We start from the raw sequence: 15983 nt of genomic DNA on the forward strand, positions 1-15983 counted from the left end.
AGGAGACATACTTCACATGGGGGACATACGTAGACGAGGTGTCGTCGTACTCGGCGTCACCGGACTGGTGGCACCGCTCACGCTCGCCCTCACCTCGGCTCCGGCCCAGGCCGCGAGCTGTACCACGCAGGCGGGGCCGTACCAGAAGCAGGTGGAGAAGTTCCTCGGCCGGCCGGTGGACGGCAAGCAGTCCGCCGCCGACTGCAAGGCGATCAAGGCCTTCCAGGACAAGCACGGCATCACGCCCGACATCGGCTACGCCGGCCCCGTCACCTGGGGCGTGATGGACCTGATGAACAAGCAGAAGGCCGTCGGCGACAAGCCGAACAAGGACGGCAAGTGCCCCACCAACAAGGGGCGCATCGCCTGCGTGAACCTCACGCTCCAGCTGAGCTGGGTCCAGGACGGCAACAAGCTGGTCTACGGCCCGGTGCCGGTCCGTACCGGCCGCAACGGGTACGAGACCCGGACCGGTCTGAAGAAGATCTACTGGCGTGACATCGACCACGTCTCGTCCGTGTACAACGTGCCGATGCCCTACAGCCAGTTCTTCGACGGCGGCCAGGCCTTCCACTCGGTGGGTCTCAGCATGTGGAACCCGCCGGGTTCGCACGGCTGCGTCAACATGACCACCAAGGACGCCAAGAAGTACTGGTCCCTGCTGAAGAACGGCGACGACGTCTACGTGTACGGCCGCAAGCCGGGCACCTGACGGCACCCGGCCCCGGCCGGCGCCCCGGCTCAGCTCTCCGGGGCGTCCCCGAAGTCCGGGATCTCCAGCCTGGCCCCGCCCTGCCGCGCGGACTCGTGCGCGATGATGCCCGGCAGGGTGTACCGGGCGGCGACCCACGCGTTGACCGTCGGCAGGGCGCGCGTGTTGACGGCCGTCACGAAGTCGTCGACCAGGAAGTGGTGGCTGCCCTCGTGCCCGTTGTGCAGCGTGTCGAACTCCCGCGGCAGCCGCTCCCGGTCGTGCACCGGCGCCGACCCGGAGGTGAAGGCCGCCCGCAGCTCCGGCGCGATGTGCTGGAGCGAGGGATCGTCGGGCGACATGGTGGGCTTGGGCTCGAGGAGCTCGCTGATGTCCTTCACGCCCTTCTTGTCCTGCCACAGCGCCACCGTCGCCAGCTGCTCCATGCTGGCCTCGGTCCCGAAGAACCGGAAGCGTGATTCGCGGATGTGCGACGGATAGCCCACCCGCCGGAACTCGTTCGTGCGGAACGAACCGCCGCCCGCGACCTCGAACAGCGCGGTGGCGTTGGAGACGTCGTTGCCGAACTGGCTGACGTCCTTGTCGAAGACGCCGTCGCCGCGGTCGTCCACCACCCCGATCGCCGACACGCTCACCGCGTGCGTCTGCCAGGCGCCGAGCACCCCGCCCACCGCGTGCGTCGGATAGAGCAGCGGGGGATAGCTGGCGGTCGCCTTCCAGTTGTCGCCCCCGCTGTAGCGGTACGCGTCGTAGAAGCCGAGGTCCATGTCGTGGACGTAGTCGCCCTCGGCGTAGAACAGCCGCCCGAAGGCGCCCTCGGCGATCTGGTTGCGGGCGTGCACGGTCGCCGGGTTGTACTGGCTGGTCTCGCCCATCATGTACGTCAGGCCGGTCGTCCTGACCGCGTCGATGATCGCCGCGATCTCCTCGGCGGTGATCGCCATGGGAACCGCCGAGTACACGTGCTTGCCGGCGTTCAGGCCCGCCAGGACCAGCGGGCCGTGCGTCCAGCGCTGGGTGAAGATCGCGACCGCGTCGACGTCCGCCGACTCCAGCATCGCCTCGTACGACGGGAAGGTCCCCGCCAGTCGCTGGGCGGCGGCGAGCTGCTCCGCCCGCTCGGGCAGCAGGTCGGTGACGTACACGTCACCGACGCCGGGATGGGCCTGGAACAGCGTGGCGAACTGGCCGGAGAACTGGCCGGCACCGACGATGCCGAGTGAGAAAGTCATGGTGGTTACTTTTGCTTCGGAAGAATCTAGCCGTCAAGGGGCGGACGGAAGTAGGAGCGACGTCAGAAGGGCGCTTCTGCGGCGCACCCGGCGCACGGTAGGGTGACCGAGTTACTTCAGGAACGAAAGGAAATGGATGCCGTGTCCGACTGGCTGCCGCTGAGCCCCGCGGAACGCTCCGTGGCGATCGAGGCGCTCGTGCACGGCCCGTTGTCGCGCACCGAGCTGGCCCGCCGGCTGAACCTCTCCCAGGGCAGCCTCACCCGCCTCACCAAGCCGCTCATCGAGTCCGGGCTGCTCGTCGAGGCCCCCTGGGCGGGCGCCTCCGCCGAGACGCGCCAGGGCCGCCCCTCGCAGCCGCTGGACGTGGTCGCCGAGTCCCGCCTCTTTCTCGGCTTCAAGGTCACCGACGAGACGGTGTACGGCGTCGTCACCACCCTGCGCAGCGACATCGTCGCCCGCCTCGAGTGGCCGCTCACCAGCCACGACCCCGAGGAGGTCGCCGACCTGCTGGCCCGGATGGCCGCGGAGCTGGGCGCCCGGCACCCCGCTGTCGCGGGCATCGGCATCGGCGTCGGCGGGTTCGTGCGCGAGCACGCGGTGGTCGGCGAGTCGCCCTACCTGCGCTGGCGTGACGTCCCGCTGGCGGAGCTGGTGCGGCGGCGCACCGGGCTGCCGGTCGTGGTGGAGAACGACGTGGCCGCCCTGGTCGAGGCCGAGACCTGGTTCGGCGCCGGCCGTGGACTCGACCGTTTCGTCGTCCTGACCATCGGCGCCGGTATCGGCTACGGGCTGGTGCTCGGCGGCCGGCGGGTGCCGTACGCCGAGGAGGACCGGGGCTTCGGCCGGCACTGGATCATCGACCCGCAGGGTCCGCTGACCCCCCAGGGCGAGCGCGGCAGCGCCGTGTCGCTGCTCACCATCCCCAGCATCCGCTACCAGATCGGCGCCGCCACCGGCCACGACGCGTCCTACGAGGAGATCCTCGCGCGCGCCGCGGAGGGCGAGCCGATGTCCGCGCGGGTGATCGGCGAGGCCGGCCGGGCGCTGGGCACCCTGCTCGCGCACATCGCCAACTTCGTCATGCCCCAGAAGATCCTGCTCGCCGGGGAAGGGGTCGGCCTGATGGAGGTGGCCGGGGGCACGGTGCGGGACACCGTCCGCGCCCACCGGCATCCGCTCGCGGCGCCGATCCACCTGGAGACCAAGGTCTCCGACTTCCACGACTGGGCGCGCGGCGCGGCCGTGCTGGCGATCCAGGTACTCGTGCTCGGCGGCGACGGGGCCTGAACTGCCGTTTCCGCCCGGACGCCCGCCGTCGCCCGGTATCTAACTCCCCTTTTTCCCCGACTCATTGACGTGATGATTAACACGGTCCGATATGTCCATATCGGTCGTACTTACTCACGGCGCCTTCACGTCGATCGGCATATGCTTCACACCATGTCCACCACTGTTGAAGCCGTCACCGAGCGATCGGCCGACGAGGTCAACGAGGAGATCCGGGCCCTGTGGCTCCGGTCGGGCGGGACACTGAGCACCGAGCAGCGCGAGGAATACCAGCGGCTCGTCCTCGAATGGGCGGCCGCCTCCCCGCACCAGCCGGACCAGGCGGCCTGACCGCCCGTCCCGGGCACCCGTCGGGACGGGTGCCCTTCTCGTAGCCCCGTGGGTCCTTCCGGAGCCTCCCCGGATCCCCGCCGTCAGCCCCAAGTAGCCGAGTAGTAGCGCTGGTACGCCTTACGGTCCTGCTCCGCCCGGAAGTAGCGGGTCGCGACCAGGGCGACCAGGCTGCCCCCGATCACCAGCAGGCCCGGACCGACATTACGGGTGTCCGTGAGCCGGGCGACCAGGCTGGTGTCGTCCGAGGAGCCGACCGGCGCCGCCGAACCCGGCGAGGCCGCGCTCGGCGCGATCGCACTGTGGGTCGCGGCCGCCGACGGTGCCGGTGAGGCGCCCTGCCCCCCGGCCGCGTTCTGCGCCGACGCGATCAACTGCACGTTCAGAGCCGCCATCGCCCGCGTCACCGGCTGGAAGAACGTCACCCCGCCCGCGGTGCAGTCGCCGCTGCCGCCCGAGGTCACGCCCAGCGCGATGCCCTCGGAGAACAACGGACCGCCGCTGTCGCCCGGTTCGGCGCACACGTTCGTCTGGATGAGCCCGGTGACCGTGCCCTCGGGGTAGTTGACGGTCGCGTTGAGCGCGGTCACCGTACCGTCGTGCAGCCCGCTGGTGGAGCCGCTGCGGAACACCTTCTGCCCGACCGTCGGATCGGCCGCCCCCGTGATCCGCACGCCCTGGCCGTTGCCGATGGCGACCACGTCCGCGTTGTCACCGGCCTTGCCGCCGGCGTACTGGATCAGTGAGAAGTCGCTGCCCGGGAACTGCGTGTTGATCGTGGTGCCCAGCTGCTGGTTGCCCTGGCTGTCGTCGAACCAGATGGTGTTGGCGGGACCGCAGTGACCGGCGGTGAGGATGAAGTCGGTCTGTCCGTTGGTGACGTTGAACCCCGCCGAACAGCGGCCGCCCGTCGACAGGATCGGCTGCGCCCCGTTGAGCCGGGGGGAGAACGTGCCCTGAGAGCGCTGCATCTGCACAAAGCTGCCGATGCCCGCGGCGACCCGGCTCAGGTCCGACCAGTCGGAGGCCGAGACCGTGCTGTCGGCCTCCACCATCACCCGGTTGGTCCGGTAGTCCACCGCCCACGCGGTGCCGGCCACCCGCGGTGCCCCACGGAGCGTGGCGGTGGCCGCCTTCAGCTCGTTCATGCTGTGCGACACCATCTTGGGCTCGGCGCCCGCCCCCTTCACCGTCGCGGCGGCCTCCTCGTCGGTCACCGCCACCACCGGCTTGCCGTCGGCGCCGATCCAACTGCCCGCCGTACGGGCCGTACCGAGCTTGGCCACCAGTGCGGCGCCGGTGTCACCGGCCTGGGTCGCGGAGCTGAACGGGACGGCGGACGTGCCGGGAGTCTCGCTCGCCATGGCCGTGGTGACCATCGCGCCTCCCAGAAGGAGTCCGCCGACCGCCGCCAGCTGTGTCCCCCGCCGGACGACCCGTCGTCGTGCGTGCCTCATCCATGGCTCCCGAAACCCCGAACGCGCGGTGTGGACACCGCGGGGCCCTCCGGTCGTCGAGCGCCCTGCTCTCCATACGGGGCCGGGCGCGGGGGTGTTCACCACGAGGGTGATCTTTGCGATCCCATGGCGGTACGACATGGCCGCCCGCGCGCGTTCCCGGGCACCCGGGGGGCCGCCTATCTTGACCCCATGACCAGCATCCCGCAGGAGAACCCGGACGAACCGAACCCGCTGCGCGCCCTCACCCTCGACCGGCTGCGACGCCGTACCAGCATGAAATGGCGCACCTATCCGCAGGACGTGCTCCCGGTGTGGGTGGCGGAGATGGATGTGCCGCTCGCCGGGCCGGTCGTCCGCGCGGTCACGGACGCGATGGAACTCGGGGACACCGGCTACCCGGCGGGCACCGGCTACGCCGAGGCGCTCGCCGCGTTCGCCGCGAAGCGCTGGGGCTGGCACGGGCTGGACGTGGCCCGCACCGCGATCGTCCCCGACGTGATGCTCGGGGTGGTCGAGATGCTGAGACTGGTCACCGGGCCCGGTGACCCGGTGGTCGTCAACTCGCCGGTGTATCCGCCGTTCTACCAGTTCATCGAGCACATGGACCGGCGGGTGGTGGAGGCCCCGCTGGGCGGCGACGGGCGTATCGACCTCGATGTCCTGGAGGACGCGTTCGGCGGGCTCGGCGGCGGGCGGGCCGCCCATCTGCTGTGCAGCCCGCACAACCCGACCGGCACCGTCCACACCGCCGCGGAACTCACCGCCGTGACGGAACTCGCCGAGCGGTACGGCGTCCGGGTCGTCGCCGACGAGATCCACGCGCCGCTCACCGCCCCCGGCGTCGACTTCGTCCCGTACCTGAGCGTGCCGGGCGCCGAGCGCGGACTGTCCCTGATGTCGGCCTCCAAGGCCTGGAACCTGGCGGGTCTGAAGGCCGCGCTCGCCGTCGCCGGACCCGGGGCCGCCACCGACCTCGCCCGGCTCCCGGAGGAGGTGAGCCACGGCCCCAGTCACATCGGCGTCATCGCGCACACGGCCGCCCTCGCCGACGGCACCGCCTGGCTGGACGCCCTGCTCGTCGGCCTGGACGAGAACCGGCGTCTGCTCGCCGGCCTCCTCGACCGCCACCTGCCCGCGGTCCGGTACCGGCCCGCCGAGGCCACCTACCTCGCCTGGCTCGACTGCCGTGCCCTCGGACTCGGCGACGACCCGGCCGAGGTCTTCCTGGCGCGCGGCCGGGTCGCCGTCAACTCCGGAATCCCCTTCGGCACGGGCGGCGCCGGGCACGTACGGCTCAACCTCGCCACCTCGCCCGAGGTGATCACGGAAGCGGTACGGCGGATGGCCGCGGCCCTGGTCTGAGGCACCGCGCGGCGGGGTGCCCCCTACACTTCCGGCATGGACGACACCACCGGGACCGACCTCGACCGGCTCGGCGCCGGCAAGTACCTGCTCGTCACCAGCTTCCGCAAGGACGGCACCCCCGTGCCCACCCCGGTCTGGGTGGTGCGGGACGGAGACACGCTCGGCGTCTGGACGACCGCCGACTCGTGGAAGGTCAAGCGGATCCGCCGCCGCGCCGATGTCCGGGTCGGCCCCTGCGACCTGCGCGGACGGCCGACCGGCGACCCCGTCCCGGCCACCGCCGAGATCACCGACGGGGCCACCACCGCCCGCTACCGCGACCTCATCGCCCGCAAGTACGGCATCACCGGACGCCTCACCCTGCTCGGCAGCAGGCTGCGGCGCGGCCGCGAGGGCACCGTCGGCATCCGGGTGACCCTCGCGCCCTGAGGAGGCCGTATCTCCCCAGGGCACGAGGAGCGTAAGACGCGTCCGTCGCGCGAGGCCCGGCAGACGCGTCCGGGCGCGGGAGAGGCCCGAGGCACGTTCGGCCGGGTGGGAAGCCCGAGACGCGTCCGGCCGGGTGAGGGGCGCGGACGCGTCCGGGCGTGCGAGGAGCGCTAAGAGGCGTCCAGCACCGTGCCGTTGAGCAGCAGGGCGTCCGGCAGCGGCGTACCGTCGTCGCCGGTCTGCCGGAAACCGACCGACTCGGCCGGCTCACCGACCCGGTCCGCGACGGTGGGCACCGACACGTCGAGGCTGGTCCGGCCGGCCGGGATGTCCAGCCACAGACCGAGGCCGTCCACCTTGGACAGCGGCCGCTCGGGGTCCGGTGCGGCGCCCGAGACGTCGGCCAGCCACTGCGGGTCGACGTCCTTGGTGGACAGTTCAGGAGCGCCACCGCCGGGCGGGACCGGGACGAACAGCGCGTCGATGTCCGTGTCCGCGGCCTCCGACAGCGAGATCCGCCACTTCAGCGCCGAGCCCTCCGTCACCTTGTCCGCGAGCGGGGTCACGGTGACCTCGGGCGCCGGGTCGTCGTCGTGCACGGTCAGCCCGCCCCGGTAGGAGCCGACGACCGCCCCGTGGACGGCCTTGACCAGCACGTCGTACGGGAGGTCCGCGCCGTAGCGGGTGTTGCCCCGCACCTCGACCGGTACGTCGGCGGCGTGGCCGCCGGGCCGTACGGTGACCAGCCGGTCCTTCGCGGTGCCGGTCGCCGGGTCGACGACGTACACCCGGACCTGCCCGCTGCCGTGCCCGGACACCCGCACCGGAACGTGGTACGTGCGTACGCCCGAGTCGCCCTCGTCGACCCTGAGACGGCCGACGTCGACGCGCGGCAGCGTGGCCGCCCGTACCGCCGGAGTGCCCGGCCGCCAGCCCCAGGCGTCCATCAGCCAGGCCCGCCCCGAGGCCGAACGGGAGGTCAGCTCAAGGGACTTGACCGAGCTGAGCTCGACCCCGGCCCGGCGGGCGGCGGTCAGCGGTACCCGCAGTTCACGCGCCCAGTAGGACGCGGTGCGCCCGCTGCCGGGCAGCCCGTCGACCCGGACCCGGCCGAGGGCGGCCCGGTGTCCGTGCGTGTCGGTGACGGCCACGTCGAGCCGGGTGCCCTGGGTGTTCGGGGGCACGAAGACCCGGAGCGCGAGCGCCTCGGCGCCCCGGAGGGAGACCGGCCGCGCCACCGTGACGCGGGTCGTGGCGCCCGCGGACGTCCAGCGCAGTGCGACCGCGTTCCGCCCTGACTCCCGTGGCGTCTCCCACTGGGCGAAGTGCGGCGAGCCGCCCTCGGCGCCCTCGCCCAGGCAGGCCGCCGCCGGGTCCGGATCGGCCGCGGCGCACAGCCGGCCACCGCTCACGGTCACCTTGCCGTCCGGCAGGAACCCGGCGCCACGGTTCGCGCCGACCGCGTGGCTCAGCACGCGCACCGGATCCGCCGAGGGCGCCCGCCGCCCCGAACCGTCCAGCAGCGGACGCACCTTGTCGTCCCCCGCGACGAACAGCCGGGCCGCCGCCGCGATGTACGTCGAGCCCGCCCGGTGCTGCTGGTCGGCGGTCAGCCGGGTCGCGGTCCCCTGGGAGCAGACGGGGTCCCGGTGGTCGGGGTCGTCGTAGAAGTCGTCCTCCGCCGGAGCCTGCGCCTGTCCCGGCGTCCATTCGGTGTTGAAGAAGTTGTGGTCGGCACCGATCACGTAGACCGCGCTGTGCAGGGCCTTGCCGGTGCTGACCGCACGGGTGCCGTCGACGTACATCTCGCCCTGCAGGTCGGAGACGTCGCCGTCGCAGCCCGGCAGGACGGTGAGCGACGGGACGTCCGGGACCGGGTTCTGGCCGAAGACGGTGGGGCCGATCAGCACGGTGCCGCTGATGTGCCAGCGCACCTTCCCGTGGTAGCCGTCCTGGTCGGCCGGCGGGGGATAGAGGCTGTCCAGCGCGGCCCGGTTCACACCTTCGCCGCCGCGCGAGTGCCCGATCAGCAGCACCCGGGACAGGTCGGCGCGCGGTGCCTCGCGGACGATCGGCGGTGCCTGCCGCGGGTTCCGTGCCCAGTCGGCCCAGTGCCCCAGGTGCAGTCGGATCAGCGAGGAACGGGCCTGGGCGCCGCCGTCCTCGGCCTGCCAGTCCTGGCCGTTGATCCCGTTCGCCGAGATCGACACGGTCACATAGCCCTGGGACGCCAGCAGCCGCTGGTCGCGGAGGTAGCCCCGGTGACTCGGTATCGGGAGCGTCCCGGCCGGGCAGGGCCAGGCGCCGGAGGCCTGCCCGTCGTCGCCGTGCGGGGTGTAACAGGTGGCGTGGCGGCCGTGCAGGAACAGCGCGAGCGGGCGCGGGCCGGTGACGCCGGTGGGCGCGACCACCACGGCGCTCATCTCCACCGGGACGGAGAACCCGGGCAGGCGCACCGGCTTGAGCCGGTAGTCGCCGGTGGTCGTGCGGTAGCGGCCGGGCCTGCCCGGGTCCACCGGGCCGGCGGGCAATGGGGCCGGCGGCCGGGCGGCCGGCGCGGGTGCCTCGGTGGCCGCGGACCGGGTGTCCAACCTCCGCCCGCCCGACCAGACCTGAAGGCCCGTCAGCTCACCGGCGCGGGCCGCTTCGAGACCGAGCCGGAAGGTGTGTCCGTCCCGCTCCGGCTTCGGCACCCCCAACAGACGTCCCCCCGCACGGAATTCCACCCGTGCGTCGCCCATCGGCACCTGTCTGCCGGACCGCCACACCAGTTGGGGCGCCGAGCGGCCCCCGTCGATGCGCCAGCCCGGCGGCAGCTTCCCGCCGGACTCGGCGGCCGCCGGGGCCGGCCGGGCGTGCGCGGCGGTGCCGGACACCCCTCCCACGAGCGCGAGCACCGCGGCCGCGGTGACCCATATGCGCCGGGTACGGACCAATGTTCCCTCCTCGGAAGGCGAGTACGGGCGCCCCGGCCGTCCCGAGGAGCCCCTCGCCCCCCGGAGGACGGAGAGCAAAGTCTGTGGGTTGCCTGTGCCGGAAGAGGGATTGGTTACGTACGGGAGGGGCGGCATCCGGCGAAGGTGCCGCCGCGCTACTCGACGCCGGGTGGCACGACCGTGGCGTGGTGGTAGTACATCCGCCAGCCGCTCTCCCCGTCGCGCCTGCGCCACAGGGAGCTGTGCCGGGAGCGGCGGTCGCCAAGGCGGGCCTCGAAGGTCAGCTGCACCAGACCGGGAGCGAGCACCACCCCGGTCATGCCGGAGGGCTCGTAGCGTGGGCCGTCCTTCGAGGCGCCGGCCCGGTCCGCGAGCCCGCCGAGCGCCTGCTCGTACGTGTACCGGCGGCCGGATGCGCCGACCTCGACGAACTTCGGGTCCAGCAGTTCGGCCGCGAGCTCCCGCGAGGCGCGCACCTCCGGGTCCATGAGCCGCAGCTCGCCCGCGATCGCCGCCTCCACCTGGGCCGATTCATCGCTCATGGACGCATGCTCGCCAGGCCGCCGGTTGCCGTGCAAGCGGATTGCGTGCCGTCAGCTCCAGGCCCGGTACGGCTCGTCGAGCAGTTGGAAGACCGGCTCGCCCCGCACCGGGTCCTTGGCCGTGGAGAGCCTGACCCGGTCGCCGCTGTGGATGCCGATCGGCGGCCCCATGACCCGGCCCCGCACGACGAACCCCTCGGCCATCTCGATCAGGGAGACGTTGCGCGCGGCGGGCGTGTTGCGGTGCACCACCGTGGAGTGGCGGACCGTACCGGTGCCCTCGCTGCGCTCCGTACGCAGTTCGCTGCCCTGGCAGACCGGACACAGCAGCCGGTGGTACGTGGCGGTGCCGCACCAGGTGCAGCGCTGGAAGACGATGGCGTCCTTGTGATGGTCCGCGAGGCGCTGGTCCGCGGGCGCGGGGTCGAGAACGCTCGTCGCGAATCCGACCGCCGACTGCGCGGCGCTCGCTGAGTGGTGGTACACGCTGGTCAACTCCCTGCGCTCGCCCGGAAACCCGAATCCGGCGTGCCCGGACCCGGCCGCGCACGCATGTGCCCGGTTCGCCGTGCCACCGTGCACGCCGTCAGCGTATGGCACTCAGTGTCAGCAGTAAAGGCACTGCGTACCCCAAAATTGCGGGGATTCTGCGAGGGTCAGCGGATGCCAGGGCCGTCAGGCACGGCCGAACGCGGTCTCGATCTCCTGCACCACCCGCCACAGCGGGGCGTCCCGCCGGGAGACCAGGACGACCACGTCGTCCGGATGCTCCACCGGCGCGCCGAACAGCGCGGCCGGCTCACCGCCCGCGGCGGGCCCGGCGGCCGCGGTGCCGAACGCGGTCTGCACGTACCCGAGGGCGTGGTCGACCGTCGCCGCCGCGTCGCCCTCGCCGTCCGAACGCAGCCAGGAGCGCAGCGCGTTGTTGTGCGCCGCGACCACGGCCGCCGCGATCACGTCCGCCCGCAGTGTCCCGTCCGGGCGGCCGGCGTACCGGCCCCGCAGATACTCGGCCAGCGCGCGCTCGTAGCGCCACACCACCGACAGCTCGTACGCGCGCAGTCCCGGGACCTTCTTGGTCAGCCGGTAGCGCTGCACCGAGAACGTCGGGTTCTCCGCGTACATCCGCAGCACCAGCCGCGCCGCGTCGCACACCCGCCGCACCGGCTCGCACTCCGGGTCGCTCGCCGCCAGGAAGGCGGTCATGTCGGCCAGGCAGCCCTCGTGGTCGGGGAAGACCACGTCCTCCTTGGAGGGGAAGTACCGGAAGAACGAGCGCCGTCCGACCCCGGCCAGGGCGACGATGTCGTCGACGGTCGTCTGCTCGTAGCCGCGCTCCAGGAAGAGCCGGAACGCCGCCGCGACCAGGGCGTCCCGCATGGGCGGCTTCGCGTGTGGCGCGGTGCTGCTGGAGCTCATGGACGCGAACGTAGCACTCCACCGCACCTCATGGCACTCAGTGCACACCCGGTGGGGAACTGAGTGCACTCCTCCGCCACCGGTCCGGCCCGGGCTGAACCGGTGGACCGGTCCTGCCGTATGTGTTCCCGGGGATCGAGGACACCCGTGCGCACGGGACGTGGAAGGAGAGCAGTGTTGTCGACACCGCCCGACCCTGAGCAACCGCACCGCGGGCCGATCCTGGAACCGGTCCGGGTCCTGCGCCCCCGCCGACTCGACGCTCTCGCGGAGCTGATGCGCGAGATCCGGGAGGAGGCGGAGGCCGACGAGAAGGCGAGAGAGGCCGGGAACCAGACCGGCAAGCAATCCGGGAACCAGACCGGGAAACAGTCCGGAAAGCAGCCCCGGAAACAGGCCGGGAAACAGCCGGGTCCGGCGGGCTTCGAGGCCTTCGACGGGGAACCATGGCCCGACGCCGGCACGGAGGACGAGACCCAGGAGCTGCCGCCGGTCGTCGACGGCCCGCGCACCGGACGGGGCGGCCACGGCGCCCGCTCCTCCCGCGCCTTCGGTTTCGGCCCGGGACTGCGCCGGGCCGCCGCCGTGGTGGCCGTCGGCGCGGCCGCCCTGGTCGGCTTCGGCTGCGCACTCCTGCTGCCCGGCCGTGAGGGCACCGCCGCGGCGGCCCAGCCCTCCCCGTCCACCACCACGTCACCGGCCACCACCCCGCCCGCGTCGGACACCGCCACCGACCCCGACGGCGCCGGCACCCTCCGCGCGGGCGACACCGGCCCCGAGGTCGTCGACCTGGAGCAGCGCCTGCTGCGCATCCCCGACGTCTACCGAGACGGCTCCACCGGCGGAACGTACGACGCCGCCCTCACCGCGGCCGTGGAACGCTTCCAGGTCTGGTACGGCATCAGCGGCGACGAGCGGGGCGTGTACGGCGACGACACCCGCCGTGCCCTGGAGTCGCGCACCAGCCCGACCGACGGCTGACCGGCGCCGAACGGCCGGTGGGCGATCCCGCCGGCCGTTCCGGCCGGTGTCTTCCAACGCCGGGCAACGGATCGGGAAAGCGCCGGGATCGTGCGAGGAGCGGGCGTCACCACGAGCAGCCAATGGTGGCCTCGTGCCGCCGCGCTCCGCCCGTACGAGCCCGACGGCCACGCCGTACGACCCCGAAGGCCACGCCGATGAACGGCTCCCGCATCCCGGGTCTGCTGCTGCCCGCCGTGTTCCTGCCGGCCCTGGCAGTGGGTCTGTTCCGGTACTGGTGGTGGGCCTGTTCCGGCCCTGGCGGCGCCCCGACGACGACCGACGGCCGCGGCCGCTCCGCTACTCCTCGTCCGCCACCGGCACCCGGATGTCCAGCACGCACACGTCGTCCCGCCGTTCGCCCTCCAGCATCGCGGCGAGCAGCGCGTCCAGGGACTCGGGTTCGGAGGTGCGGACGGCCTCGGCCAGGCGGGCCAGGCCCAGGTCGAGGTCCTCGCCTAGCCGCTCCACCAGGCCGTCGGTGTACATCAGCAGCCGGTCCCCGGGCTCCAGCTGGAACTCGGCGGACTCGTAGACCGGGTCCGCCGAGGCCCCGAGCAGTATGCCGTCGGGGCGGTCGAGCCGCCGGACCTCGCCCGCGCGCACCAGCAGTGGCGGCAGATGACCCGCCTGGGCCCAGACGAGCCGGCGCTCGGCGGGCTGGTAATGGGCGAGGACGAGGGTCGCGGTGGACTGGCTGTCGCGCGAGTGCAGGAGGAGGAAGTTCAGCCGGGCGAGCGCACCGGTCAGCGAGGAGCCGGTGGTCACCATGCCCTTGGCGGTGAACCGGAGCTGGGCCATCGTCGCGACGGCGTCGACACCGTGGCCCGCCACGTCGCCGACGACGAACAGCGCTGAGTCGTCGGGGAGTTCGATGGCGCTGAACCAGTCGCCGCCGACGTGCACCCCCGCCTGCGCGGGCAGATAGGCGACCTCGACCCGCAGTCCGCACAGCCGCACCGGCCCGCTGGGCAGCGGGAGCAGCGCGTGCTGGAGCCGGGTGGCCAGCGCGCGCTCTGCCTCCAGGATGCCGCGCTGCATCAGGATCGCCCGCTCGCTGTCCACCAGGGCGAGTTCGGCACTGCGCTGCGCGGTGAGGTCCTGGACGAAGCCGTGCACCTCGACGACCATGCCGTCCGCAGCGGTCACCCCCTCTGCGACGGCGCGCAGATGCCGTACCGTGTTGCCGGTCCTGATGCGGAACGGGACGTCGAACGACCCGCCGTTGCGGGCGAGTTCGGCGACCGCGCGGGCCAGCGCGTGGGCGTCCTCGGGCAGCACCAGGTCCGGCAGCAGGTCGAGCGCGACCGCGCCGCGTCCCGGGTCGCGGCCCAGGATCGTGTACACCTGCGACGACCAGTTGACCTGACGGGTGATCAGGTTCCAGTTCGCCCAGCCGAGGTTGCCCAGCCGCTGCATGTCCGCCAGGCGCTGTTCCTGGCGCCCCTCCATGTCGTGCCGCAGCCAGGTCACCAGCAGCCCGTCGCCGAGCCGCACGGCCCGTACCGAGTAGGCGCCCCGCACGGTCGTGCCCGCGACGGCCTCCTCGTGGACGAAGGGCTCACCCTCGTACGGCTCTCCGTCGAGCGCCTTGAGATACCCCTGCCACAGCGACTCCCCGGCGACGGAGGGATAGCTCTCCAGGATGTGCGCGCCGACCAGCTCGCGGCCGGTGCGGCCCAGGATGTCGACGGCGTTCGGGGTGGCCGCCTCGATGCGGTAGTCCTCGACCTCCCCGATGGCGGTGCGCAGCGGGGTCAGCAGGACCGCCGCGCCGGGCAGCGCGTCCAGCACCGTCTGCACCGTCCGGGAGAAGTCCGAGGCCGGCGGTTCGGCCGGGGCGCCGAGAGAGGTGAGCCGGCCCGCGCACAGCCGGGCGACGGCCCGCAGCAGCTCGCGTTCCGCGGGATCGAAGACCGCTCCGTGCCGGCGCAGCACACCGAGGGTCACACCGGCCGCGTCCCCGGCCGTGACCGGCAGCCAGGCCCGGGACAGCCAGCGACCGGGCGGCTCGTCGATGAGCTGGTAGTCCTGCCGGTCCCGGGTGAAGTGTTCCAGCCACAGGGGCGCACCGGTCTTGAGGCTCTCCAGCGGGGCGAACCCGTTGAGTGGCGGCACCCGGCGCCACCGGGCGGCGAGCGCCGCGTCGACACCGGCGTACCCGATGAGTTCGAGTCCCTGGCCGGGCAGTCGCCGGTACAGCAGTACCGCGTCGGCGCCGGTCCCGGGCGCCAGCTGGTCCAGCAGCGCGCCGGCCAGTTCCTGCGGGGAGCCGACGTGCACCAGGGCCTTGCCGAGGCGGCCGAGCGTCTCGGCGGTGCCGAGCGGGGCGGGCGTCCTGCGGGGTTCCACCGGGGCGGGCAGTTCGGTGACGGGACCGGCGGCCGGGGGCGCGGCGGGCATCAGGGCGCCGAGGGTGAGCCAGCACTCCTCCAGCAGCGTGCGGTTCCCGGCCCGGGCTCGCTGCGCCAGCGCCTCGTGCGCGGCGTCGGGGGAGCAGCCCGTGGTGGCCATCAGGGCGCCCGTGGCCCGCTCCACCACGGCGGAGGCGGCCGCCTGGTCCCGCAGCCGGTCCAGCTCGGCGCGCTGCCGTGACACCACCTTGGCCAGGGCCGCCGGCTCGGCGCCGGACCCGGTGCCGACCGCCGGCGCTTGCTCGCTCGTCACGGATCGAGCATGGCACAGGAAGGGGCATCCGATCACACCCGTGCCCGATCGGTGCAGGAGCTGTGCATCCTCCAAGCGGACTCGGAGCGCAACCGTCAGCGGCCGGTACTGTGCCCGACGAGCGCCTCGGTGACCGCACGGACGCTGCGCGCGATGTGCTGGAGTTGCAGCACCTCCGCCGCGTACAGCTTGATGGTGTGCTCGATGACCGACTCGGGCAGCCCCAGCGGAGGCAGTTCGGCCCGTGCGGTCTGCAGTGCCGTGCGGGCGACCCGGATCTCGTGCTGGACCTGTATCTGCGCGTGCCGGGCGAGTAGCACGGGGTGCCGGATCAGCGCCGGGTAGCTGGCGTAGCGGGCCGGCACCAGCTCTCGCAGCCACTTGGTGGCGGAGCGCTCCCAGTCGTAACTGCCCGGCGTCTTGACCTGGCATGGCCAGTCGGGACTGATGCGGGTGGTCGTCGTCAGGGTCATGATCATCGCTTCCGGGGTGCGGCGTCGGGAAGGGTGGTCGACGGATGTCTGGGCGGCTCCGGCCTAGGGGATGGCCGGAGCCGCCGCGGGCGAATCGCGCAGGCGATG

The 15983-nt window shown here is 72.9% G+C and carries 14 protein-coding genes; 6 read left to right on the plus strand and 8 right to left on the minus strand.

Annotated elements, in window-relative coordinates; translation table 11 throughout:
• Positions 1–16: 16 nt before the first annotated feature.
• Positions 17–712 (plus strand): L,D-transpeptidase family protein, encoded by a 696-nt coding sequence (locus tag ACZ4N4_RS39105; protein WP_450756784.1) that lies wholly within the window; start codon positions 17–19, stop codon positions 710–712.
• A gap of 29 nt (positions 713–741) precedes the next feature.
• Here ACZ4N4_RS39105 and ACZ4N4_RS39110 read toward each other — a convergent pair whose 3' ends face one another.
• A complete protein-coding gene (locus tag ACZ4N4_RS39110; RefSeq protein ID WP_467597950.1) occupies positions 742–1944 on the minus strand; it encodes a Gfo/Idh/MocA family protein in 1203 nt (400 codons plus the stop codon).
• A gap of 132 nt (positions 1945–2076) precedes the next feature.
• Here ACZ4N4_RS39110 and ACZ4N4_RS39115 point away from each other — a divergent pair, with 132 nt between their 5' ends.
• Both ACZ4N4_RS39115 and ACZ4N4_RS39120 read left to right on the plus strand, forming a co-directional pair.
• Entirely contained in the window at positions 2077–3234 is a 1158-nt protein-coding gene (locus ACZ4N4_RS39115) for an ROK family protein (RefSeq protein ID WP_467597953.1), read from the plus strand.
• A gap of 141 nt (positions 3235–3375) precedes the next feature.
• A complete protein-coding gene (locus tag ACZ4N4_RS39120) occupies positions 3376–3564 on the plus strand; it encodes a hypothetical protein (protein WP_351323903.1) in 189 nt (62 codons plus the stop codon).
• A gap of 83 nt (positions 3565–3647) precedes the next feature.
• Here the strand turns inward: ACZ4N4_RS39120 and ACZ4N4_RS39125 are convergent, their stop codons facing one another.
• Positions 3648–5021, minus strand: a complete 1374-nt coding sequence (locus ACZ4N4_RS39125) for a S1 family peptidase (RefSeq protein ID WP_467597956.1) — start codon at positions 5019–5021, stop codon at positions 3648–3650.
• A 192-nt stretch (positions 5022–5213) separates the two neighbouring features.
• Between ACZ4N4_RS39125 and ACZ4N4_RS39130 the strand changes: the two genes are divergently transcribed.
• Entirely contained in the window at positions 5214–6386 is a 1173-nt protein-coding gene (locus tag ACZ4N4_RS39130; protein ID WP_467597959.1) for a MalY/PatB family protein, read from the plus strand.
• A gap of 36 nt (positions 6387–6422) precedes the next feature.
• Positions 6423–6818 carry a PPOX class F420-dependent oxidoreductase gene (locus tag ACZ4N4_RS39135; protein ID WP_453566881.1) on the plus strand — a complete coding sequence of 132 codons (396 nt, stop codon included), beginning with the start codon at positions 6423–6425 and terminating at the stop codon, positions 6816–6818.
• A 170-nt stretch (positions 6819–6988) separates the two neighbouring features.
• On the opposite strand, the gene ACZ4N4_RS39140 is transcribed toward ACZ4N4_RS39135, so the two are convergent.
• From ACZ4N4_RS39140 to ACZ4N4_RS39155, 4 genes are all read right to left on the minus strand, one after another.
• Positions 6989–9754, minus strand: a complete 2766-nt coding sequence (locus ACZ4N4_RS39140; protein WP_467597962.1) for an alpha/beta hydrolase — start codon at positions 9752–9754, stop codon at positions 6989–6991.
• A gap of 155 nt (positions 9755–9909) precedes the next feature.
• Complete coding sequence (locus tag ACZ4N4_RS39145) at positions 9910–10296, minus strand: nuclear transport factor 2 family protein (RefSeq protein WP_467597965.1); 387 nt, start codon at positions 10294–10296, stop codon at positions 9910–9912.
• Between the two features lie 51 nt (positions 10297–10347).
• Complete coding sequence (locus ACZ4N4_RS39150; RefSeq protein ID WP_450756800.1) at positions 10348–10782, minus strand: Zn-ribbon domain-containing OB-fold protein; 435 nt, start codon at positions 10780–10782, stop codon at positions 10348–10350.
• A gap of 189 nt (positions 10783–10971) precedes the next feature.
• Positions 10972–11715 (minus strand): TetR family transcriptional regulator, encoded by a 744-nt coding sequence (locus ACZ4N4_RS39155; protein ID WP_467597967.1) that lies wholly within the window; start codon positions 11713–11715, stop codon positions 10972–10974.
• A gap of 174 nt (positions 11716–11889) precedes the next feature.
• On the opposite strand from ACZ4N4_RS39155, the gene ACZ4N4_RS39160 reads away from it, so the two are divergent.
• Positions 11890–12696, plus strand: a complete 807-nt coding sequence (locus ACZ4N4_RS39160) for a peptidoglycan-binding protein (protein WP_467597970.1) — start codon at positions 11890–11892, stop codon at positions 12694–12696.
• Positions 12697–13035: 339 nt separating this feature from the next.
• Here the strand turns inward: ACZ4N4_RS39160 and ACZ4N4_RS39165 are convergent, their stop codons facing one another.
• On the minus strand, positions 13036–15402 hold the full coding sequence (locus ACZ4N4_RS39165) for a SpoIIE family protein phosphatase (RefSeq protein ID WP_467597972.1): 2367 nt from the start codon (positions 15400–15402) through the stop codon (positions 13036–13038).
• Between the two features lie 95 nt (positions 15403–15497).
• Entirely contained in the window at positions 15498–15881 is a 384-nt protein-coding gene (locus ACZ4N4_RS39170; RefSeq protein ID WP_467597974.1) for a hypothetical protein, read from the minus strand.
• Positions 15882–15983 lie beyond the last annotated feature (102 nt).

It is taken from the genome of Streptomyces sp. NPDC026538 (assembly GCF_055567535.1).

What these genes read in the sequence shown, in the direction of transcription:
- ACZ4N4_RS39145 (WP_467597965.1), bottom strand. Translation starts at nt 10,296, where the DNA reads ATGAGCGATGAATCGGCCCAGGTGGAGGCGGCGATCGCGGGCGAGCTG.
- ACZ4N4_RS39120 (WP_351323903.1), top strand. Translation starts at nt 3,376, where the DNA reads ATGCTTCACACCATGTCCACCACTGTTGAAGCCGTCACCGAGCGATCG.
- ACZ4N4_RS39170 (WP_467597974.1), bottom strand. Translation starts at nt 15,881, where the DNA reads ATGATCATGACCCTGACGACGACCACCCGCATCAGTCCCGACTGGCCA.
- ACZ4N4_RS39155 (WP_467597967.1), bottom strand. Translation starts at nt 11,715, where the DNA reads ATGAGCTCCAGCAGCACCGCGCCACACGCGAAGCCGCCCATGCGGGAC.
- ACZ4N4_RS39110 (WP_467597950.1), bottom strand. Translation starts at nt 1,944, where the DNA reads ATGACTTTCTCACTCGGCATCGTCGGTGCCGGCCAGTTCTCCGGCCAG.
- ACZ4N4_RS39130 (WP_467597959.1), top strand. Translation starts at nt 5,214, where the DNA reads ATGACCAGCATCCCGCAGGAGAACCCGGACGAACCGAACCCGCTGCGC.
- ACZ4N4_RS39105 (WP_450756784.1), top strand. Translation starts at nt 17, where the DNA reads ATGGGGGACATACGTAGACGAGGTGTCGTCGTACTCGGCGTCACCGGA.
- ACZ4N4_RS39115 (WP_467597953.1), top strand. Translation starts at nt 2,077, where the DNA reads ATGGATGCCGTGTCCGACTGGCTGCCGCTGAGCCCCGCGGAACGCTCC.
- ACZ4N4_RS39125 (WP_467597956.1), bottom strand. Translation starts at nt 5,021, where the DNA reads ATGAGGCACGCACGACGACGGGTCGTCCGGCGGGGGACACAGCTGGCG.
- ACZ4N4_RS39135 (WP_453566881.1), top strand. Translation starts at nt 6,423, where the DNA reads ATGGACGACACCACCGGGACCGACCTCGACCGGCTCGGCGCCGGCAAG.